Source organism: Micromonospora sp. LZ34 (genome assembly GCF_052981855.1).
The window spans coordinates 1-16,087 of sequence record NZ_JBRIQN010000005.1; the positions used below are offsets into that span (position 1 = coordinate 1).

Here is a 16,087-nt window from a genome sequence, read left to right on the forward strand (position 1 = left end):
GATGATCACTGATGGGCTGCGAGCCCTTCACGTCCGGGTCACCGCCAGCCGCGAACCCCGCTCAAGTTCGAAGAGCCCGCATGCGTCGTCCCGGAGGACAGGTCCTCGAGGCTGTTGACCAGCTTCGACCGGGCGACCTTTGAGTGGGTAGTTCACCAACAAGTGGGACACGAAGACAAGCGGGCATGCGGCACGAAGGCGCCAATGCCTGCCATTGCGAGCGCTTCCAATACCAGTCATAGGCCAACGCTAGATTGTTCAACGTGCAACTCCGGTACAACTTCCGCCTCTACCCGACTTCCGCTCAGCAAAAAGCGCTGGCGCGGGCGTTCGGGTGCGCGCGGGTGGTGTTCAACGACGGGCTGCGCGCACGCCGGCAGGCCCATGAGGCCGGCGAGGCGTACCTGCCGGACGGCGAGTTGTCGAAGCGGGTCATTACGCAGGCGAAGCGGACGCCCGAGCGGGCGTGGCTGGGTGAGGTGTCGGCGGTGGTGCTTCAGCAGGCCCTGGCGGACCTGAACACTGCGTACCGGAACTTCTTTGCCTCGGTCAGCGGTAAGCGCAAGGGGCGCAAGGTGGCGCCGCCTCGGTTCCGGTCTCGCAAGGACAACCGGCAGGCGATTCGGTTCACCGCGAACGCCCGGTTCACGGTCCTCGACAACGGCCGGCTCCGGTTGCCGAAGATTGGCGACGTGGCGGTGCGCTGGTCCCGGCGACTGCCGGCGGCATCCACGTCGGTCACGGTCATCCGGGACGCGGCGGGACGGTACTTCGCCTCGTTCGTCGTGCAGATGACGAACGAGCCACTGCCGCCCACGGACGTCGAGGTCGGCATCGATCTGGGTTTGACGAATTTCGTGGTCCTGTCCGACGGCACGAAGGTAGCCGCGCCGAAGTTTCTGCGCCGGGCTGCCCGCAAACTCCGCAAGCGGCAACAGGCGCTCTCGCGCAAGCAGCGAGGCAGCGCGAATCGTAAGAAGGCTGTCGTCAAGGTCGCGAAGGCGCATGCCCGGGTGGCTGACACGCGGCGGGACTGGCAGCACAAGCTCTCCACGGCGATCATCCGCGACAACCAAGCGGTGTACGTCGAGGACCTGTGCGTGACCGGCCTCGCCCGCACCCGGCTGGCGAGATCTGTGCACGATGCCGGCTGGTCGCAGTTCGTGCAGATGTTGGAATACAAGGCCGCCCGGTACGGGCGGACCTTCGCCAGGATCGACCGGTTCGCGCCGACCTCGCGGATGTGCTCGGAGTGCGGCCGGGTCGACGGGCCGAAACCGCTGTCCGTCCGGTCGTGGACCTGCCCCTGCGGGGCGGTTCACGACCGGGACGTCAACGCGGCGATCAACGTGCTCGCGGCGGGACGCGCCGAGAGCCTAAACGCCTGTGGAGCGCAGGTAAGACCGGCACCCGTGCCGGCACCGCGCCGAGAAGCAGGAATCCACCCGGACGTTGCGCGTCCCACGCGCAACGCAGAGGGAACCTCCGTCCTCTAGGACGGAGAGAACGTCAAAGCGAGGTCATCTCGCCGGTGTCGAGGGCCTCGTCCCGCTCCGCCTCGGGCTCCCACAGGTCGGGCTGGGCCGGCTCCTGCACCCCGATCCGCACCGCCTCCAACTGGGCGGCGAAGGCCAGCCCGCCGAAGAGCGCCATCCCGGTGAGGTTGGCCCAGAGCAGCAACGCCATCATCCCGGTGAGCGCGCCGTAGGTCTGCCCGAACTCGTCGCTGAACGCCACGTACCCGGCAAGCAGCAGGCTGGCCAGCCACCACAGCGCGGTGGCGATGGCGGCGCCGAAGATCAGCCAGGACAGCCCCGGCTGCTTGCGCCGGGGGGCGTGCCGGAACAGCACGGCCACGGCCAGCACGGTCAGCCCGAGGCTGAGCGGCCAGCGGACCACGTCCCAGACGCCGTGGACGGACTCGCCCCACGCGTAGTGCCGCTGCACGGAGTCGCCCATCGGGCCGCCGCCGACGAGGATCAGGAAGCCGGTCAGCGCCGGCACGCCCGCGCTCAACGCGAGGATCGCGGCACGCAGGTACTTCCACAGCGCCGGGCGGTCCCGCTCCACGCCGTAGATCCGGTTGGCGCCACGCTCGATCTGGGCCATCGTGGTGGTCAGCGCCACCAGCCCGGTCAGCAGGCCGAGGGTGAGCGCCAGCTCACCGGCGCGCTCGGTGCTCTCCCGCTCCCCCAGCAGTTCCGCCACCATCGGCTCGCTGGCGCCGGGGGTGAGCGCTAGCACGGTGTCCGCGACGACCTGCCCGCCCTCCTCCACACCGAGCTCGCTGATCAGACCGGTCAGCGCGATCATGAACGGCACCACGGCGAGGCAGAGTTGCAGCGCGAAGGCGCGCGAGTGGCTGAACCCGTCGCCGTAGCGGAACCGGATGAAGGCGTCCCGCAGCAGGTGCCAGCCGCCCTCCCGGCGCAGGGTGTGCCAGGCGTCGTCGGCGGAGAGTTCCTCGTCGGCCATCAGCCGGGTCTCCGGAACGATCCGGGTGCTACTCACGGCGGGCCTCCTCGATCAGCTGCTCGCCCCGCTCGGCCGCGGCGTCCACGTCCACGGTCAGGTCGCGCGCCCGCTCCGGCTGCGGTACGCACAGCCAGAGCGCCCGCCGGCGGATCTCCGCCTTGAGCGTGCGGCCGGGCGTGATCAGGTCGCCGTCGAGTTCCCGGGGCTGGGCCCGGTTGCTGGTGATCTCCACCCGCCGGCAGCGGAAGACCTCCATCCGCGGGACGCGGTCCCGCCGGCGCAGCACGGCCCAGCCGAGCGCGAGCCAGTGCCGCAGGGTGTTCGGGGTGAGCACGGCGACGTCGAGGTAGCCGTCGTCCGGCTCGGCCTCTGTCAGCAGGGTCAGCCCACCCTGGAGCCGGCCGACGTTGGCGACCAGCACCGAACGGGCCCGCCGCCGCAGCGGTGGCTGGTCGTCGAGGCTGATGGAGACCCGCATCGGCCGGTCCCGCAGGTGCCGGACGGCCCCCACCACGTACGCCGGCCAGCCGATCCGCGCCTTGGTCGTCTCGCTGGTCGCGGCCAGCATCTGGGCGTCGAAGCCCATGCCCGCCATCACGGTGAAGTAGTGGTCCTCGACCGCGCCGACGTCGAGCAGCCGCCGCCCACGCTCGACCGCGACCTCGATGCCGGCGGCCAGGTCGGTGGAGAGGCCGAGGTTGGCCGCGAGCAGGTTGCCGGTGCCCTGGGGCAGCACCGCCAGCGCCACGTCGGTGCCGACCAGCCCGCGGACGCAGGACATCACGGTGCCGTCGCCGCCGCAGGCGAAGACCACCTCGACGCCAGCCTTGACCGCCTGCTCGGTCTGGCCCCGGCCCGGGTCCTCGACGGTGGTCTCGTACCACAGCGGCTCCGGCCAGCCGGCGGCGGCGAGCGCGTCGGTGACGGTCCCGCGCAGCTCGTCGAGGTCGGCCACCTTGACCGGGTTGACCACCACGGCGGAGCGCGGCCCGCCGGCGTCCGCCGTCGGTCGGCTGTCCTGTCCAGCATCCACGGCGCCAGTGTGCAGCACCCGGGGGCGTTCAGCGAGCCCACGCGCACCCGCCGTCGGCAGTGCCACAAACAGGTTTGCCGCGCTCCGACCCGCTCACCGCGCCACCGGGGTCAGGCCGCGGTACGCAAGGCGACCTCCACCCGGCGACGCAGGTCGTCGAGGTCCAGCCCGGCCTCGGTGAGCACCTGCGCGGCCAGCCCCTGCCCCTCGCGGAGCAGCCCGAGCAGGAGGTGCTCGGTGCCGATGTGGTTGTGCCGCAGTCGGACCGCCTCGCGCAGCGACAGCTCCAGCACCTTCTTCGACCGGGGCGAGAACGGGCCGCCCGCGTACCGTCGGCGGCGTCCCCACCAGCGGCGCGGCGCCGGCACCGCCTCGCGGAGCGCGTCCGGGCCGAACGACGCCTCGATCCGGGCCACGATGGCGGCCAGATCGATGCCGATCTCCCGCAGCGCGGCGGCGTCGGCGTCGGCGAGGCCGCTGGCCCCGTGCGCGGTGTGCCGCCGGATCCGCTCCCGCAGGTCGTCGCCGCGGACGCCGGCGTCGGCGAGCACCCGCGCGGCGAGGCTGTCGCCGTCGGCGAGCAGCGCGAGCAGCAGGTGCTCGGTGCCGACCGGCCGCTGGCCCTCGGTCCGGGCCTCCTCGCGCGCCTGCCGCACCACGGTGCGGGCACGGTCGGTGAACCGCTCGAACATCACGCCTCCCAGGATTGTCCGACCGCCGGTCGCCCGGCGTGCTTCTTGTGGACCGCCTGCCGACTGACCTCGAGCGCGTCGGCGATCTCCTGCCAGGACCAGCCCTGTCGACGGGCGTTGTCCACCTGGACCACCTCGAGCCGCTCGAGCAGCCGGCGCAGCGCGTGGACGGCACGCAGGCCGACCCGGGGGTCGGTGCTGCCGGCGGCCGCCGCGAGTTCCGTCGCCTGACTCATGTCGTCAACTTACGTTGACAGTCGGGATCTGTCAACCCATGTTGACACCCGGTCCGCTCCGGCCGGTGCTACGGTCCGCGCGTGCCGCACGTCCCGTACCGTCCCGACCTGCCACTCCGGTGAGCGCCGTGGTCGGCGGATCCGGCAGCCGATGGTCGGCCGGCGGGGTCACCGTGGAGATCGCCGGTGGCAGCGTGGTCGGCAACCGCTACCGGGCCAACTACGACGTGCTGCACGTCGATCCGGCGCTGCCGTTCGCGGCCGTCGCCGACGGGATGGGCGACGGCGACGGCAGCCGGCGGGCCGGCGCGGCGGCGATGGGCACGCTGGTCGAGCAGGTCCGGGCCGGGTGGCCCACGTCCGGGCCCGGGCCGTTGCGCACCGCCGTGGCCCGGGCGCAGGCAGCCGTACGGGCCGCCGGGGCGGGCCGGGTCGAGCTGACCGGTTGCACGCTGACCGCCCTGCTCGTGGAACCGGACGGCGGCCGGGGCTGGCTGGCGCAGCTCGGCGACTCGCGCGCCTACCGGCTGCGCGGTGGCCTGCTGGAACTGCTCACCGTGGACCACACCGTGGCGTGGCTCGGCGTCGTGCACGGCTGGTATCCGGCCGACTCACCCGCCGCCGCCCGGGCCCGCTACCAGCTCACCCGGTACGCCGGCCACCCGGACGAGCCGGAGGCGGACCTGCTCGCCGTCACGCTGCGTCCCGGCGACACCTGGCTGCTCTGCACCGACGGGGTCAGCGACCAGGTCGGCTACCACCGGCTGCGGGAAATCCTGTCGACCCACCCGCCGGCCGACGCCGTCCACGCGGTCCTGGCCGCCACGCTGACCGCCGGCGGCGACGACAACGCCACGGCCGCCGTCCTGCGGGTGCAGCCCACCCCGGCATCCTGACCGTTCCACCTGAACCCGACCCACGCCGGCCGTGGCGGTCGGTGGCGGATACGCCGCTGGCCGGCACCCGTCACGGGTGCCGGCCAGCGGTCAGGTCATGCTTGTTCGGTTGTCAGCTCTTCCAGTACCTGGCGACCAGGTCGGCGGCCTGCTTCTCCCACTGGGCGTAGGCGTCCGGGTAGGCCGACACCTGCACCGTCTGGGCGGCCTCGGTCAGCGGCATGTCCTGCCACCCGTCGACCTGCTTCAGACCCTTGAGGAACGCCTTGGTCGAGTACTCGGGGTCCGTGATCTGCTTCGGGGTACCCCAACCGCTCGACGGCCGCTGCTGGAACAGGCCCAGCGAGTCGTGGTCGTTCCGGTCACCCAGGTGACCCAGGTTCTCCAGCTTCGACTCCTGCAGCGCGGTCGCGATGGCCACCACGGCGGCCCGCTCGTGCATGCCGGACTTCTTCGTCGCCTTGATGATCGCCTTCACGTTGCGGACCTGCTCGTCGTTCAGGTCGATCCGCGACTGCTTGCTCTGCACACCGTGCGGGATCAGCTTCGCCTTGTCCGGCTTGTCGGCCTGCACCACGGCGACCGGCTTGGCAGCCTCGACCGGGGCGGCCTGCGCGGTGGCCGGGCCGGCGAAGACGCCACCGGCGAAGGCCAGACCAGCAATACCCAGCACGCTCTTCCGCAGAATCGTGTTCATCAGAAAGCTCCTTGGGGGTCGGCACCACCAGCCCAGATGGGGGAAGGACTGAAGGCGCAAGCACCGTCCGGCGCTCTAAGACTTGGGGGAACGATCCGGCCACACTCGCGGGCGGGGGGCCCGTCGTGGCCGGGAGTCCGGCGATCTCCGCGGGGCGGGGGTGCCCTTGCGGCTCCGGGACCATGTGTAACGACCGGCCGGCCACCGTCATTCCGGGGCCTGGACCCCACGCGGCCTTGGTAGGCGGCGTGGTCCTGCTCGATCGTCCGCATGATGTAACGCCCCCGGCCCGGCCCCGATTCCACCGCCCGGATGCCCCCGGTCACACCCACAAACCCGACATCCGACCCATCACCCGACACGCGACGCCAGCAGATCGCACCGGTTCGGGGCATCGTGTGGCATCCGGCGGAGATCGACCCAATGGGCGGTATGTCGGGGTGTCCGGTTACCGCGCACACCGCAGGTTGCCGCACAACGAATGGATCTTGCCCGCCGGGCAGGCAGAGCGGGCGATCCCGCCCCACCGCCGTACGGTCGCGACTAACCTCGGATGGGAGTCAGTCGTGCCGGGCGCGACGCCTGCGGAGGTGATGCCGGATGGCCGCAGCCGCCGACGCAGCGGTGCTGGTCGGCGTCGGCTCGGAACGCAACTACCCGGTGGTCCGACTGGCCGCCCAGGAGGCCGCCGCGCACAACCGGGAACTGCAGCTGCTGCACGCGTTCAACTGGGCCGCCGCGTTCGAGGCGCCCACAGTGGCCAAATCCCGCGCCACGGTCGAGGAGTTGCTCGCCGAGGCCACCCGGATCGCCACGGAAGTCGCGCCGGAGTTGTCGGTGCGCCGCGAGATCGTGGAGGGGGCGGCGGTGGCGGTGCTGGTCCGCCGCTCGGAGACGGCGCTCCTGGTCGCGGTCGGCGACGGCGGCATGGCGGCCTGCGCCGACTGCGTGCCGGCCGACGCGCCCGGCGTACAGTTGGCCGCGCGGGCCGGTTGCCCGGTGCTGGTGGCCCGCCGGGATCCACCGCCGCAGGGGCCGGTGCTGGTCGGCGTGGACGGTAGCGCCAGCTCGGCGGGCGCCCTGGAGTGGGCGTTCGACTGCGCCGCCCGACGCGAGGCGCGGATGCTGGTCATCCGGGTGGTCGAGCCGGACGAGACCACCGAGGACGCGACCGGCCAGCTCGAACAGGTCGTGGCCCGGTACGCGGACCGCCACCCGGCGGTGCCCACCGAGTGCCACGCGATCCGTGGCGACCCGGGCACCGTCCTGGTCGAGCAGTCCCGGTCGGCCCAGCTGGCCGTGGTCGCCGCCCGGGGCGACGAGCCGGGGCGGGGCATGCTCGGCGCGGTGAGCCAGTCGCTGCTCTACCACTCGCCGGCGCCGGTGATCGTGATCCGGGGGCTGACCGGGATGCCGATGAACGGGGCGTAGCGCCCGCCCGACGCGGGACCAACGGCCCTGCGCCGTACCGGCACCGGCGGCGAAGCTGAGATCGGCCCGGACGGATCCGCGCCGTGAAGATGCAGGACTCCCCTACCCGCGAGAGGCTCAGGCAGTATGGACACCGCTGCGGACCTGCACGGCCCCCTGACCGGAGACGAGCTGCGCCGGCTGGACGCCTACTGGCGGGCGACGAACTATCTCACCGTCGGGCAGATCTACCTGCTGGACAATCCGCTGCTGCGCGAACCGCTGACCACCGAGCACGTCAAGCCGCGCCTGCTCGGCCACTGGGGCACCTCCCCCGGGTTGAACCTGCTCTACGCGCACCTGAACCGGGTGATCGTCACCCGTGACCTGTCCGCCATGTTCATCACCGGGCCCGGCCACGGCGGCCCGGCAATCGTGGCGAACACCTGGCTGGAGGGCACCTGGAGCGAGAAGTACCACGGCACCGGCCGCGACGAGGCCGGCATGGCCCGGCTGTTCCGCCAGTTCTCCTTCCCCGGCGGCATCCCGAGCCACGTGGCGGCGGAGGTGCCGGGTTCGATCCACGAGGGCGGCGAGCTGGGGTACGCGCTGATGCACGCCTACGGCGCCGCGTTCGACAATCCGGACCTGGTGGTGGCCTGCGTGATCGGCGACGGCGAGGCGGAGACCGGCCCACTGGCCGGCAGCTGGCTGTCCAACGTCTTCCTCAACCCGGCCCGGGACGGCGCGGTGCTGCCCATCCTGCACCTGAACGGCTACAAGATCGCCAATCCGACGGTGTTGGACCGGATACCCGAAGACGACCTGCTGGAGATGATGCGCGGCTTCGGCTACCAGCCGTACGTGGTGGCCGGTGACGAGCCGGCGCGGGTGCACCAGGCGCTGGCCGCCACGCTGGACCGCGCACTGGACGAGATCGCCGCGATCCAGCGCGCCGCCCGCTCCGGCGGCGCCGTCGAGCGCCCCCGCTGGCCGATGATCGTGCTGCGGACGCCGAAGGGCTGGACCGGCCCGCGCGACGTCGACGGCAAGCAGGTGGAGGGCACCTACCGCTCGCACCAGGTGCCCCTGTCCGCGGTACGCAAGAACCCGGACCACCTGGCCGAGCTGGAGCGCTGGCTGCGCAGCTACCGGCCGGAGGAGCTCTTCGACGCCACCGGCGCCCCGGTCGCCGAGCTGGTCGAGCTGCCGCCGAAGGGGGACCGGCGGATGAGCGCGAACCCGGTCACCAACGGCGGGATGGTGCTGCGCGACCTGAACCTGCCGGACTTCCGCGACTACGCGGTGGACGTGCCCCGACCGGGCGCGACGGTCGCCGGGGCCACCGGCGCGCTGGGCCCGTGGATCCGGGACGTGATCGCCGCCAACCCGGAGACGTTCCGCCTCTTCGGCCCGGACGAGGTCACCTCGAACCGGCTCGGCGCCGCCTTCGAGGTCACCGACCGGGTCTGGCTGGCCGGCACGGTGCCGGGCGACGACCACCTCTCCCCGGACGGCCGGGTGATGGAGGTGCTCTCCGAGCACCTGTGCCAGGGCTGGCTGGAGGGCTACCTGCTGACCGGCCGGCACGGCATCTTCACCAGCTACGAGGCGTTCATCCACATCGTCGACTCGATGGTCAACCAGCACGCCAAGTGGTTGAAGGTGACCCGGGGCATCCCCTGGCGGCAGCCGCTCGCGTCGCTGAACTACCTGCTCTCCAGCCATGTCTGGCGGCAGGACCACAACGGCTTCTCGCACCAGGATCCGGGCTTCATCGACCACGTGATGAACAAGAAGGCCGAGGTCGTCCGGGTCTACCTGCCGCCGGACGGGAACACCCTGCTCTCCACGATGGACCACTGCCTGCGCAGCCGGCACTACATCAACGTGGTGGTGGCCGGCAAGCAGCCCGCGCCGAACTGGCTGTCGATGGACGAGGCGGTCCAGCACGCCCGCCGCGGCATCGGCATCTGGGACTGGGCCAGCTCCGACAGGGGCAGCGAGCCGGACGTGGTGCTCGCCTGCGCCGGGGACGTGCCGACGCTGGAGACCCTCGCCGCGGCGGACCTGCTGCACCGGCACCTGCCGGACCTGAAGGTCCGGGTGGTCAACGTGGTGGACCTGATGCGGCTCCAGCCCGCCTCGGAGCACCCGCACGGCCTGGCCGACAAGGAGTTCGACACGATCTTCACCGAGAACCGGCCGGTCATCTTCGCCTACCACGGCTACCCGTGGCTGATCCACCGGCTCACCTACCGCCGTACCAACCACGACAACCTGCACGTGCGCGGCTACAAGGAGGAGGGCACCACCACCACGCCGTTCGACATGGTGATGCTCAACGACCTCGACCGGTTCCACCTGGTCATCGACGTGATCGACCGGGTGCCGGGGCTGGCCGCCCGGGCCGCGCACCTGCGCCAGGAGATGGTCGACGCCCGCCAGTCGTGCCGGGACTACACCCGCCGGTACGGCGAGGACGACCCCCGGGTGGCGGAGTGGCGCTGGATCCGGGAGACCGAGCCGGGTCTGCGGGGCGGGCAGTGAACGCGCGGCGCGCTCCGGCGGGCCCGGCGTACGGAGGGCGGACGCGATGAGCGGCGGGGAGATCCTGGTCGGCTACGACGGCTCCACCGAGGCCGCGGCGGCGCTGACGTGGGCGCTGGACGAGGCCCGCCGCAGCGCCCGCCCGGTCCGGCTGGCGTACGTCTACGAGTGGCTCACCGTGGCCGGCTGGATCGGCCCCGGGATCGCCCCCGGCGTCTGGCCCGACGAGACGGCCCGCCGGCAGGTCGAGGAGTTGGTACGCAAGGCGGCAACGGACGCCGGCGCGGCGAACCCGGGCGTGACCGTGCACGGCGAGGTGTTCGACGGACCAGCCGCGCTGGTGCTCGAGGAACGGTCGGCGCAGGCCGGCCTGCTGGTGCTGGGCAGCCGCGGGCACGGCGGCTTCACCGGGCTGCTCGCCGGTTCGACCGCGGTGGCGGTCACCGCGCACGCACACTGCCCAGTGGTGGTGGTCCGCGGCGAAGCCGGCCGGCGCTCCGGGCACGTCGTGGTCGGCGTGGACGGCTCCGAGTACTCACTGGTGGCGCTCGGGTTCGCGGTCGAGCAGGCCGCGGTACGGCAGGTGCCGCTGCGCGTGGTGCGGGCCTGGCACCCGCCGGCCGGCCAGCGGTCGCCGGCCGGCCCGGAGGCGCGGGAGGCGGCGATGGCCGACCGGGCCGAGCTGGACGAACCGCTGGCCCGCTGGCGCCGGGCCTTCCCCGACGTCGAGGTGGCCGTCGAGGTGACGGCCGCCGCCCCGGCCGCGCTGCTGGTCGACGCCAGCCGTGAGGCGCAACTGGTGGTGGTCGGCAGCCGCGGCCGCGGTGGGCTGCGCGGGATGCTGCTCGGCTCGGTGAGCCAGCAGCTCATCCAGCACGCCCACTGCCCGGTCGCGGTGGTCCGCGAGCGCTGACCACGCGCGGCCTCCGGGCGGCGCCCGCCGCAGCGATCAGGCACCACGCCGGCCGTCGCGGCGGCACTGCCCGCCGTCGCCCGATCTCCCGTGCATCTCCCGGTCGCGGCGGCCGCGGGAACGGGGACGGGCGGTGCGCTCCGGCCGTGGCGAGCGCGGCGGGACACCTGGGCGGAGGCCGAAGGACCCGGTCTCGACGGGACCTGCGTCCCGTGCGGCGGCGCGGCGGATGTCGCAGGATGGAGCGGCAGCCCGCCGGCGACGCCGCCCGGGTCGGGCCCGATGGGCAGAGACGAGAGGTCGTGACGATGAGCCACGAGACGCCGGCGACGGATCGCCCGCTGAGCACCGCGCTCGCGGAGGCGGCCGCCATGGCAGGTCACGCCCCGTCGGTGCACAACACCCAGCCGTGGCGGTGGCGGGTGCTGCCCGACGCGCTGGAGCTGCGGATGGTCCCCGAGCGCCGGCTCGCGGCGACCGACCCGGAGGGGCGGCTGCTGGCCGTCAGCTGCGGCACGGCGCTGCACCACGCCCGGCTGGCGCTGGCCGCCGAGGGCTGGACGGCGCTGGTGGAGCGGCTGCCCGACCCGGGCGACGAGGAGCTGCTGGCCCGGCTGACCGGGTTCTCCCGCACCGGGGCCGACCCCGACGCGATGCACATGGTGCAGTGCATGCAGGTGCGGCACACCGACCGGCGGCCGGTCAGCGACGAGCCGGTGTCCACCACGGTGCTCGGGCAGGTCGCCTCGGCGGTCTCCGCCGAGGGTTGCCGGCTGCAGATCCTCGATCGGGACCAGGTGATGCGGCTGGCCGCCGCGGCCGGGCACGCCGCCACGGTCGAGGCGGAGGACCCGAAGCTGCGCGAGGAACTCGACTACTGGACCAGCCGGGCCGGCACCGGCACCGGGCTGCCCCCGGAGGTGCTGCCCGAGCAGCCGCCGCAGACCACCGTGCCGGCCCGCGACTTCGGCCGCGCCGGCACCCTGCCGATCGGCCCGGGCCACGACCGGGCGGCGGTGTACGCGCTGCTCTACGGCGACGAGGACGAGCGGGACAGCTGGCTGCGCGCCGGCGAGGCGCTCTCCGCGGCGTGGCTGACCGCCACCCGGCATGGCGTGTCGGTGGTGCCGCTGAGCGGGGTGGTGGAGCTGGAGGGCACCCGGCAGACGCTGCGTCAGCTGCTGGCCGGGCTCGGCCACCCGTACCTCGTGCTGCGCCTGGGGATCGCGGACCCGGCGCACGCCGGACCGCCGCCCACCCCGCGGCTCGCTGTCGAGCAGGTGGTGGACACCTCCGCGGTCCGCGGCGGGCAGGGTTGACGGCCTCCTGCTCGCCGCCGGACGGCCGTTAGGCTCGGCCGATGGCGGCCGACACAGCGAACCCCCGGCAGGAGCCCTCGGCGACCCCGTCGCTCGGTCTGAGCCCGCTGTCCCGGGTCCGCCTCGACGAGTTGCTCCAGGAGATGCTCGACCGGGTCGGCGAGGTGGTCACCAGCCGCGAGCGGTTGCGGGCGCTGCTGGACGCGGTGGTCGGCATCAGCACCGACCTGGACCTGCGCAGCACCCTGCAACGGATCGTCGAGGCGGCCTGCGAGCTGGCCGGGGCCCGCTACGGCGCGCTCGGCGTGATCGGCCACGACCGGATGCTGTACGACTTCATCACCCACGGCATCGACCCGGAGCTGCACGCGAAGATCGGTGACCTGCCGCACGGGCGGGGCGTGCTCGGCCTGCTCATCGACGACCCGCGCCCGGTGCGGATGCCCGACATCACCCAGCACCCCAACTCGTACGGCTTCCCGCCGCACCACCCGCCGATGCACAGCTTCCTCGGCGTGCCGGTGCGCATCCGCGAGAAGGTCTTCGGCAACCTCTACCTGGCCGAGAAGCAGGGCGCCGGCGAGTTCACCGACGACGACGAGGAGATCGTGGTCGCGCTGGCCGCCGCGGCCGGCGTGGCGATCGAGAACGCCCGCCTCTACGCCCTGGCCCACCAGCGGGAACGGTGGCTCGCCGCGACCGCCGAGATCACCTCGGTGCTGCTCGGCGAGGTGCGCCGCACCGACGCGCTGGCGCTGGTGGCCCGGCGGGCCCGCGAGGTCGCCGAGGCCGAGCTGGCGCTGGTGCTGCTCTACGACCCCGAGGCCGACGAATTCACCGTCGAGGTCGTCGACGGGGCCGGTGACCAGTCCGGCGCGCTGGTCGGCACGGTGCTGCCGGCGGCCGAGACCAGTTTCGCGGCGGCCGTCGCCGAGCGCCGGCACGACGTGGTCGACGACCTGGCGCACGCCGCGCCCTGGCCGGCCCTGCTGCATACCGGGCCGGCGGTGGTCTCCCCGCTGGCCACCGCCGACACCCTGCACGGCGTGCTGCTGATCGCGCACCGGGCCGACCACGCGCTGCCCGCCGCCGACGACCAGGCGCTGGCCCTGCTCGGCAGCTTCGCCGGTCAGGCGGCGCTGGCCATGGAGCGGGCTCGGGGCCAGGAGGAGCGGGAGCTGCTGGTGGTCCTGGAGGACCGCGAGCGGATCGCCCGGGACCTGCACGACGTGGTCATCCAGCGGCTCTTCGCCACCGGCCTGCAGCTGCAGAGCGCCGCCCCGATGGCCACGAAACCCGAGATCGCCAAGCGGATCAACGCGGCGGTCGACGACCTGGACGCCACCATCAAGGACATCCGCCGCACCATCTTCGAGCTGCGTACGCCGATGAGCGCGGCGCTGCGCACGGAGATCCGCGAGGCGGTTGAGGTGGCCGCCGAGGCGCTCGGCCACCGGCCGAGCCTGGAGCTGGTCGGCCCGATCGACAGCGCCGTGCCGGACGCGGTCCGCCCGGACCTCACCGCCGTGCTGCGGGAGGCGCTGTCCAACGCGGTACGCCACGCCCGCGCCCGCCGGGTGGCGGTCGCCGTTCGGGTCGACGGCGGCCAGGTGGCGGTCACCGTCACCGACGACGGGGTGGGCTGCGACCCGGCCGGCGCCCGGGGCGGGCTGGTCAACCTGCGCGAACGCGCCGAACGGCACGGCGGCGTGTTCGAGGTACGCCCGGCCACCCCACGCGGCACCGAACTGCACTGGTGCATCCCCCTCCGCGACTGACCCTCCCCGCCCCACCCCCACCCCACCACGACCAGATGGGGCGCTCGTACAGAGAACGAGTGGCCTCCGGGCGCGGCGAAGCCACTCGTTCTCTGAAAGTGGGCGCCGGGGTCGGCGGGTGGGGCGGCGGGGTGGGGGTGGGTTAGGGGGTTTTGCGGAGGAGGCGGGTGGCGAGGACGGCGGCCTGGGTGCGGCGCTCCAGGCCCAGCTTGGCCAGCACGCTGGAGACGTAGTTCTTGACCGTCTTCTCCGCCAGGAACATCTTGCCGGCGATCTCCCGGTTGGTGAGCCCTTCGGCCACGTACTCCAGGATGCGCCGCTCCTGGTCGGTGAGGTCCTTCAGCTCCCGGGGCTGCTCGACGCCGCTGCGGATCCGCTCCAGCACCCGGGTGGTGATCGCCGGGTCGAGCAGTGACTGCCCGGCCGCCACCCGGCGCACCGCGTCGACCAGGTCGGTGCCGCGGATCTGCTTGAGCACGTAGCCGGCCGCGCCGGCCATGATGGCCGCGAACAGCGCCTCGTCGTCCTCGTACGAGGTGAGGATCAGGCCCTTGATGGAGGAGTCCACGGCCCGGATGTCGCGGCACACGTCGATGCCGTTGCCGTCGGGCAGCCGGGCGTCGAGGATCGCCACGTCCGGCCGGAGCGCCGGGATGCGCCGCGCCGCCTCCGGGGCGGAGCCGGACTCGCCGACCACTTCGATGTCGCCGCTGCTCTGCAACAGGTCGGCGAGGCCGCGACGGACGACCTCGTGGTCGTCGAGGAGGAACACCCGGATCATTCCTCGTTTCTACCCGCTGCCGGGCGCACCGGCACGGGCCGAAGGTCCCGAACCGCCATGACCTGCCGCCGGACGGACGCGAGCCGGGCCGACCACCGGCCGGCCGCCGACACTCGGGAGACTCAGCGCGCCGACCCTCGAGAGGCCCGGCTGGACCGGGCGGCGCAGCCGCGGCCGCCGAGGCGGGCGGATGCCGGTGGGCGGCGGTCACCTGACCGTTGACCTGCGGCGGAGGGCGGTCGGGCCCGGGCGGACGGGACGTCCGGCCCTGTCCGGCGGGGGCCCGGCCGGCGCACCGTCGAGGTGAACCCCGCCGAAGGAGCGCGACCATGGACACCGCCTACACCGTCGAGCAGTTGCGGGCCGCCGTCACCGACGCGGTACGCGCGCCGTCGCTGCACAACACCCAGCCGTGGCGGTTCCGGCTGCGCGACGGCGGGATCGAGGTGCTCGTCGACGCCTCCCGGCGGCTGCCGGCCACCGACCCGAGCGGCTGGGGCGTCCGGATCGCCTGCGGGGCGGCTCTGTTCAACCTGCGGCTCGCGCTGGCCGTGGCGGGCCGCCCCGCGAAGGTTCGGCTGCGCCCGTACCCGGCCGAGCCGGACGTGGTGGCCCGGCTGGCGCCCGACCTCCCCCGCCCGCCGACCCCGGCCGAGCAGAGCCTGCACGCGGCCATCCCCCGCCGGTTCAGCAACCGGGCGCCGTTCTGGCCCGACCCGGTGCCGGCCGACGCCCGGTGGCGGCTGGCCGAGGCGGCCCGGGCCGAGCAGTGCTGGCTGGAACTGCTGATCGGGGTGAGCGCGGTGAACGCGTTCGCCGAGATCGCCCGCGGCGCCCACCGGGTCCTCGAACGCGACCCGGCCCACCGGGCCGAACGCACCGACTGGGTGCGCGGCGAACCCGCCCCGGACGGGGTGCCGGCCGCCGCCGGCGGCCCGCGGAGCGAACCGCAGGACCTGCTGCCGTCCCGGGGCTTCGGCGGGCAGGACCGGGCCCTGGGGCGGGACTTCGAGCCGGAGCCGCTGGTGGCCGTCCTGGGCTCCGTCGGCAACACGGCGGTGGACCAGGTGCGCGCCGGGCAGGCGCTGCAGCGGGTGCTGCTCACCGCGACCGACGCCGGGCTGTCGGTGTCGATGCTCTCGCAACCGATCGAGGTGCCGGGGGCCCGGGAGCAGCTGCGGCTCTCGCTGGGCCGGTTCGGCACCCCGCAGATGGTGCTGCGGGTCGGCTACGGCCAGCCGGGGTCGCCGACGCCCCGCCGGGACGTCGACGACGTGCTGGACCTGCCCGTCCGGTCGTGACCGCCC

14 protein-coding genes are annotated in these 16,087 nt (G+C 73.6%); 8 read left to right on the forward strand and 6 right to left on the reverse strand.

What is annotated here, in order from left to right; genetic code table 11:
- Positions 1-263 precede the first annotated feature (263 nt).
- Complete coding sequence (locus tag ACVCAH_RS07660; RefSeq protein WP_447135347.1) at positions 264-1,496, forward strand: RNA-guided endonuclease InsQ/TnpB family protein; 1,233 nt, start codon at positions 264-266, stop codon at positions 1,494-1,496.
- Positions 1,497-1,509: 13 nt separating this feature from the next.
- On the opposite strand, the gene ACVCAH_RS07665 is transcribed toward ACVCAH_RS07660, so the two are convergent.
- The 4 genes from ACVCAH_RS07665 to ACVCAH_RS07680 all read right to left on the reverse strand — a co-directional run bounded on the left by ACVCAH_RS07665 (position 1,510) and on the right by ACVCAH_RS07680 (position 4,436).
- Positions 1,510-2,511: a YihY/virulence factor BrkB family protein gene (locus ACVCAH_RS07665; protein WP_447135348.1), complete on the reverse strand. Its 1,002-nt coding sequence runs from the start codon at positions 2,509-2,511 to the stop codon at positions 1,510-1,512.
- Complete coding sequence (locus ACVCAH_RS07670; RefSeq protein ID WP_447135349.1) at positions 2,504-3,508, reverse strand: diacylglycerol/lipid kinase family protein; 1,005 nt, start codon at positions 3,506-3,508, stop codon at positions 2,504-2,506. Before ACVCAH_RS07670 ends, ACVCAH_RS07665 begins: the two co-directional genes overlap by 8 nt.
- A 110-nt stretch (positions 3,509-3,618) precedes the next feature.
- A complete protein-coding gene (locus ACVCAH_RS07675) occupies positions 3,619-4,200 on the reverse strand; it encodes a Clp protease N-terminal domain-containing protein (protein WP_447135350.1) in 582 nt (193 codons plus the stop codon).
- Entirely contained in the window at positions 4,200-4,436 is a 237-nt protein-coding gene (locus ACVCAH_RS07680; RefSeq protein ID WP_447135351.1) for a helix-turn-helix domain-containing protein, read from the reverse strand. The genes ACVCAH_RS07675 and ACVCAH_RS07680 overlap by 1 nt, the downstream gene beginning before the upstream one ends.
- Before the next feature lie 128 nt (positions 4,437-4,564).
- On the opposite strand from ACVCAH_RS07680, the gene ACVCAH_RS07685 reads away from it, so the two are divergent.
- Positions 4,565-5,332, forward strand: coding sequence for a PP2C family protein-serine/threonine phosphatase (locus tag ACVCAH_RS07685; RefSeq protein ID WP_447135352.1), 768 nt, complete (start codon positions 4,565-4,567; stop codon positions 5,330-5,332).
- A gap of 112 nt (positions 5,333-5,444) precedes the next feature.
- Here ACVCAH_RS07685 and ACVCAH_RS07690 read toward each other — a convergent pair whose 3' ends face one another.
- The gene (locus tag ACVCAH_RS07690) at positions 5,445-6,029 is read right to left on the reverse strand and encodes a hypothetical protein (RefSeq protein WP_447135353.1); all 585 of its coding nucleotides are present in this window, start codon (positions 6,027-6,029) and stop codon (positions 5,445-5,447) included.
- Positions 6,030-6,629: 600 nt separating this feature from the next.
- Between ACVCAH_RS07690 and ACVCAH_RS07695 the strand changes: the two genes are divergently transcribed.
- The 5 genes from ACVCAH_RS07695 to ACVCAH_RS07715 all read left to right on the forward strand — a co-directional run bounded on the left by ACVCAH_RS07695 (position 6,630) and on the right by ACVCAH_RS07715 (position 13,999).
- Positions 6,630-7,460 (forward strand): universal stress protein, encoded by an 831-nt coding sequence (locus tag ACVCAH_RS07695; protein ID WP_447135354.1) that lies wholly within the window; start codon positions 6,630-6,632, stop codon positions 7,458-7,460.
- A gap of 126 nt (positions 7,461-7,586) precedes the next feature.
- Positions 7,587-9,989 (forward strand): phosphoketolase family protein, encoded by a 2,403-nt coding sequence (locus ACVCAH_RS07700; RefSeq protein WP_447135355.1) that lies wholly within the window; start codon positions 7,587-7,589, stop codon positions 9,987-9,989.
- A 46-nt stretch (positions 9,990-10,035) separates the two neighbouring features.
- Entirely contained in the window at positions 10,036-10,902 is an 867-nt protein-coding gene (locus tag ACVCAH_RS07705) for a universal stress protein (RefSeq protein ID WP_447135356.1), read from the forward strand.
- Positions 10,903-11,210: 308 nt separating this feature from the next.
- Entirely contained in the window at positions 11,211-12,221 is a 1,011-nt protein-coding gene (locus ACVCAH_RS07710; RefSeq protein ID WP_447135357.1) for an Acg family FMN-binding oxidoreductase, read from the forward strand.
- A 41-nt stretch (positions 12,222-12,262) separates the two neighbouring features.
- Positions 12,263-13,999, forward strand: coding sequence for a GAF domain-containing protein (locus tag ACVCAH_RS07715; RefSeq protein ID WP_447135358.1), 1,737 nt, complete (start codon positions 12,263-12,265; stop codon positions 13,997-13,999).
- A 142-nt stretch (positions 14,000-14,141) separates the two neighbouring features.
- Here ACVCAH_RS07715 and ACVCAH_RS07720 read toward each other — a convergent pair whose 3' ends face one another.
- Positions 14,142-14,780 (reverse strand): response regulator, encoded by a 639-nt coding sequence (locus ACVCAH_RS07720; protein ID WP_447135359.1) that lies wholly within the window; start codon positions 14,778-14,780, stop codon positions 14,142-14,144.
- A gap of 329 nt (positions 14,781-15,109) precedes the next feature.
- Between ACVCAH_RS07720 and ACVCAH_RS07725 the strand changes: the two genes are divergently transcribed.
- A complete protein-coding gene (locus tag ACVCAH_RS07725; RefSeq protein ID WP_447135360.1) occupies positions 15,110-16,081 on the forward strand; it encodes an Acg family FMN-binding oxidoreductase in 972 nt (323 codons plus the stop codon).
- The last annotated feature ends 6 nt before the right edge of the window (positions 16,082-16,087 follow it).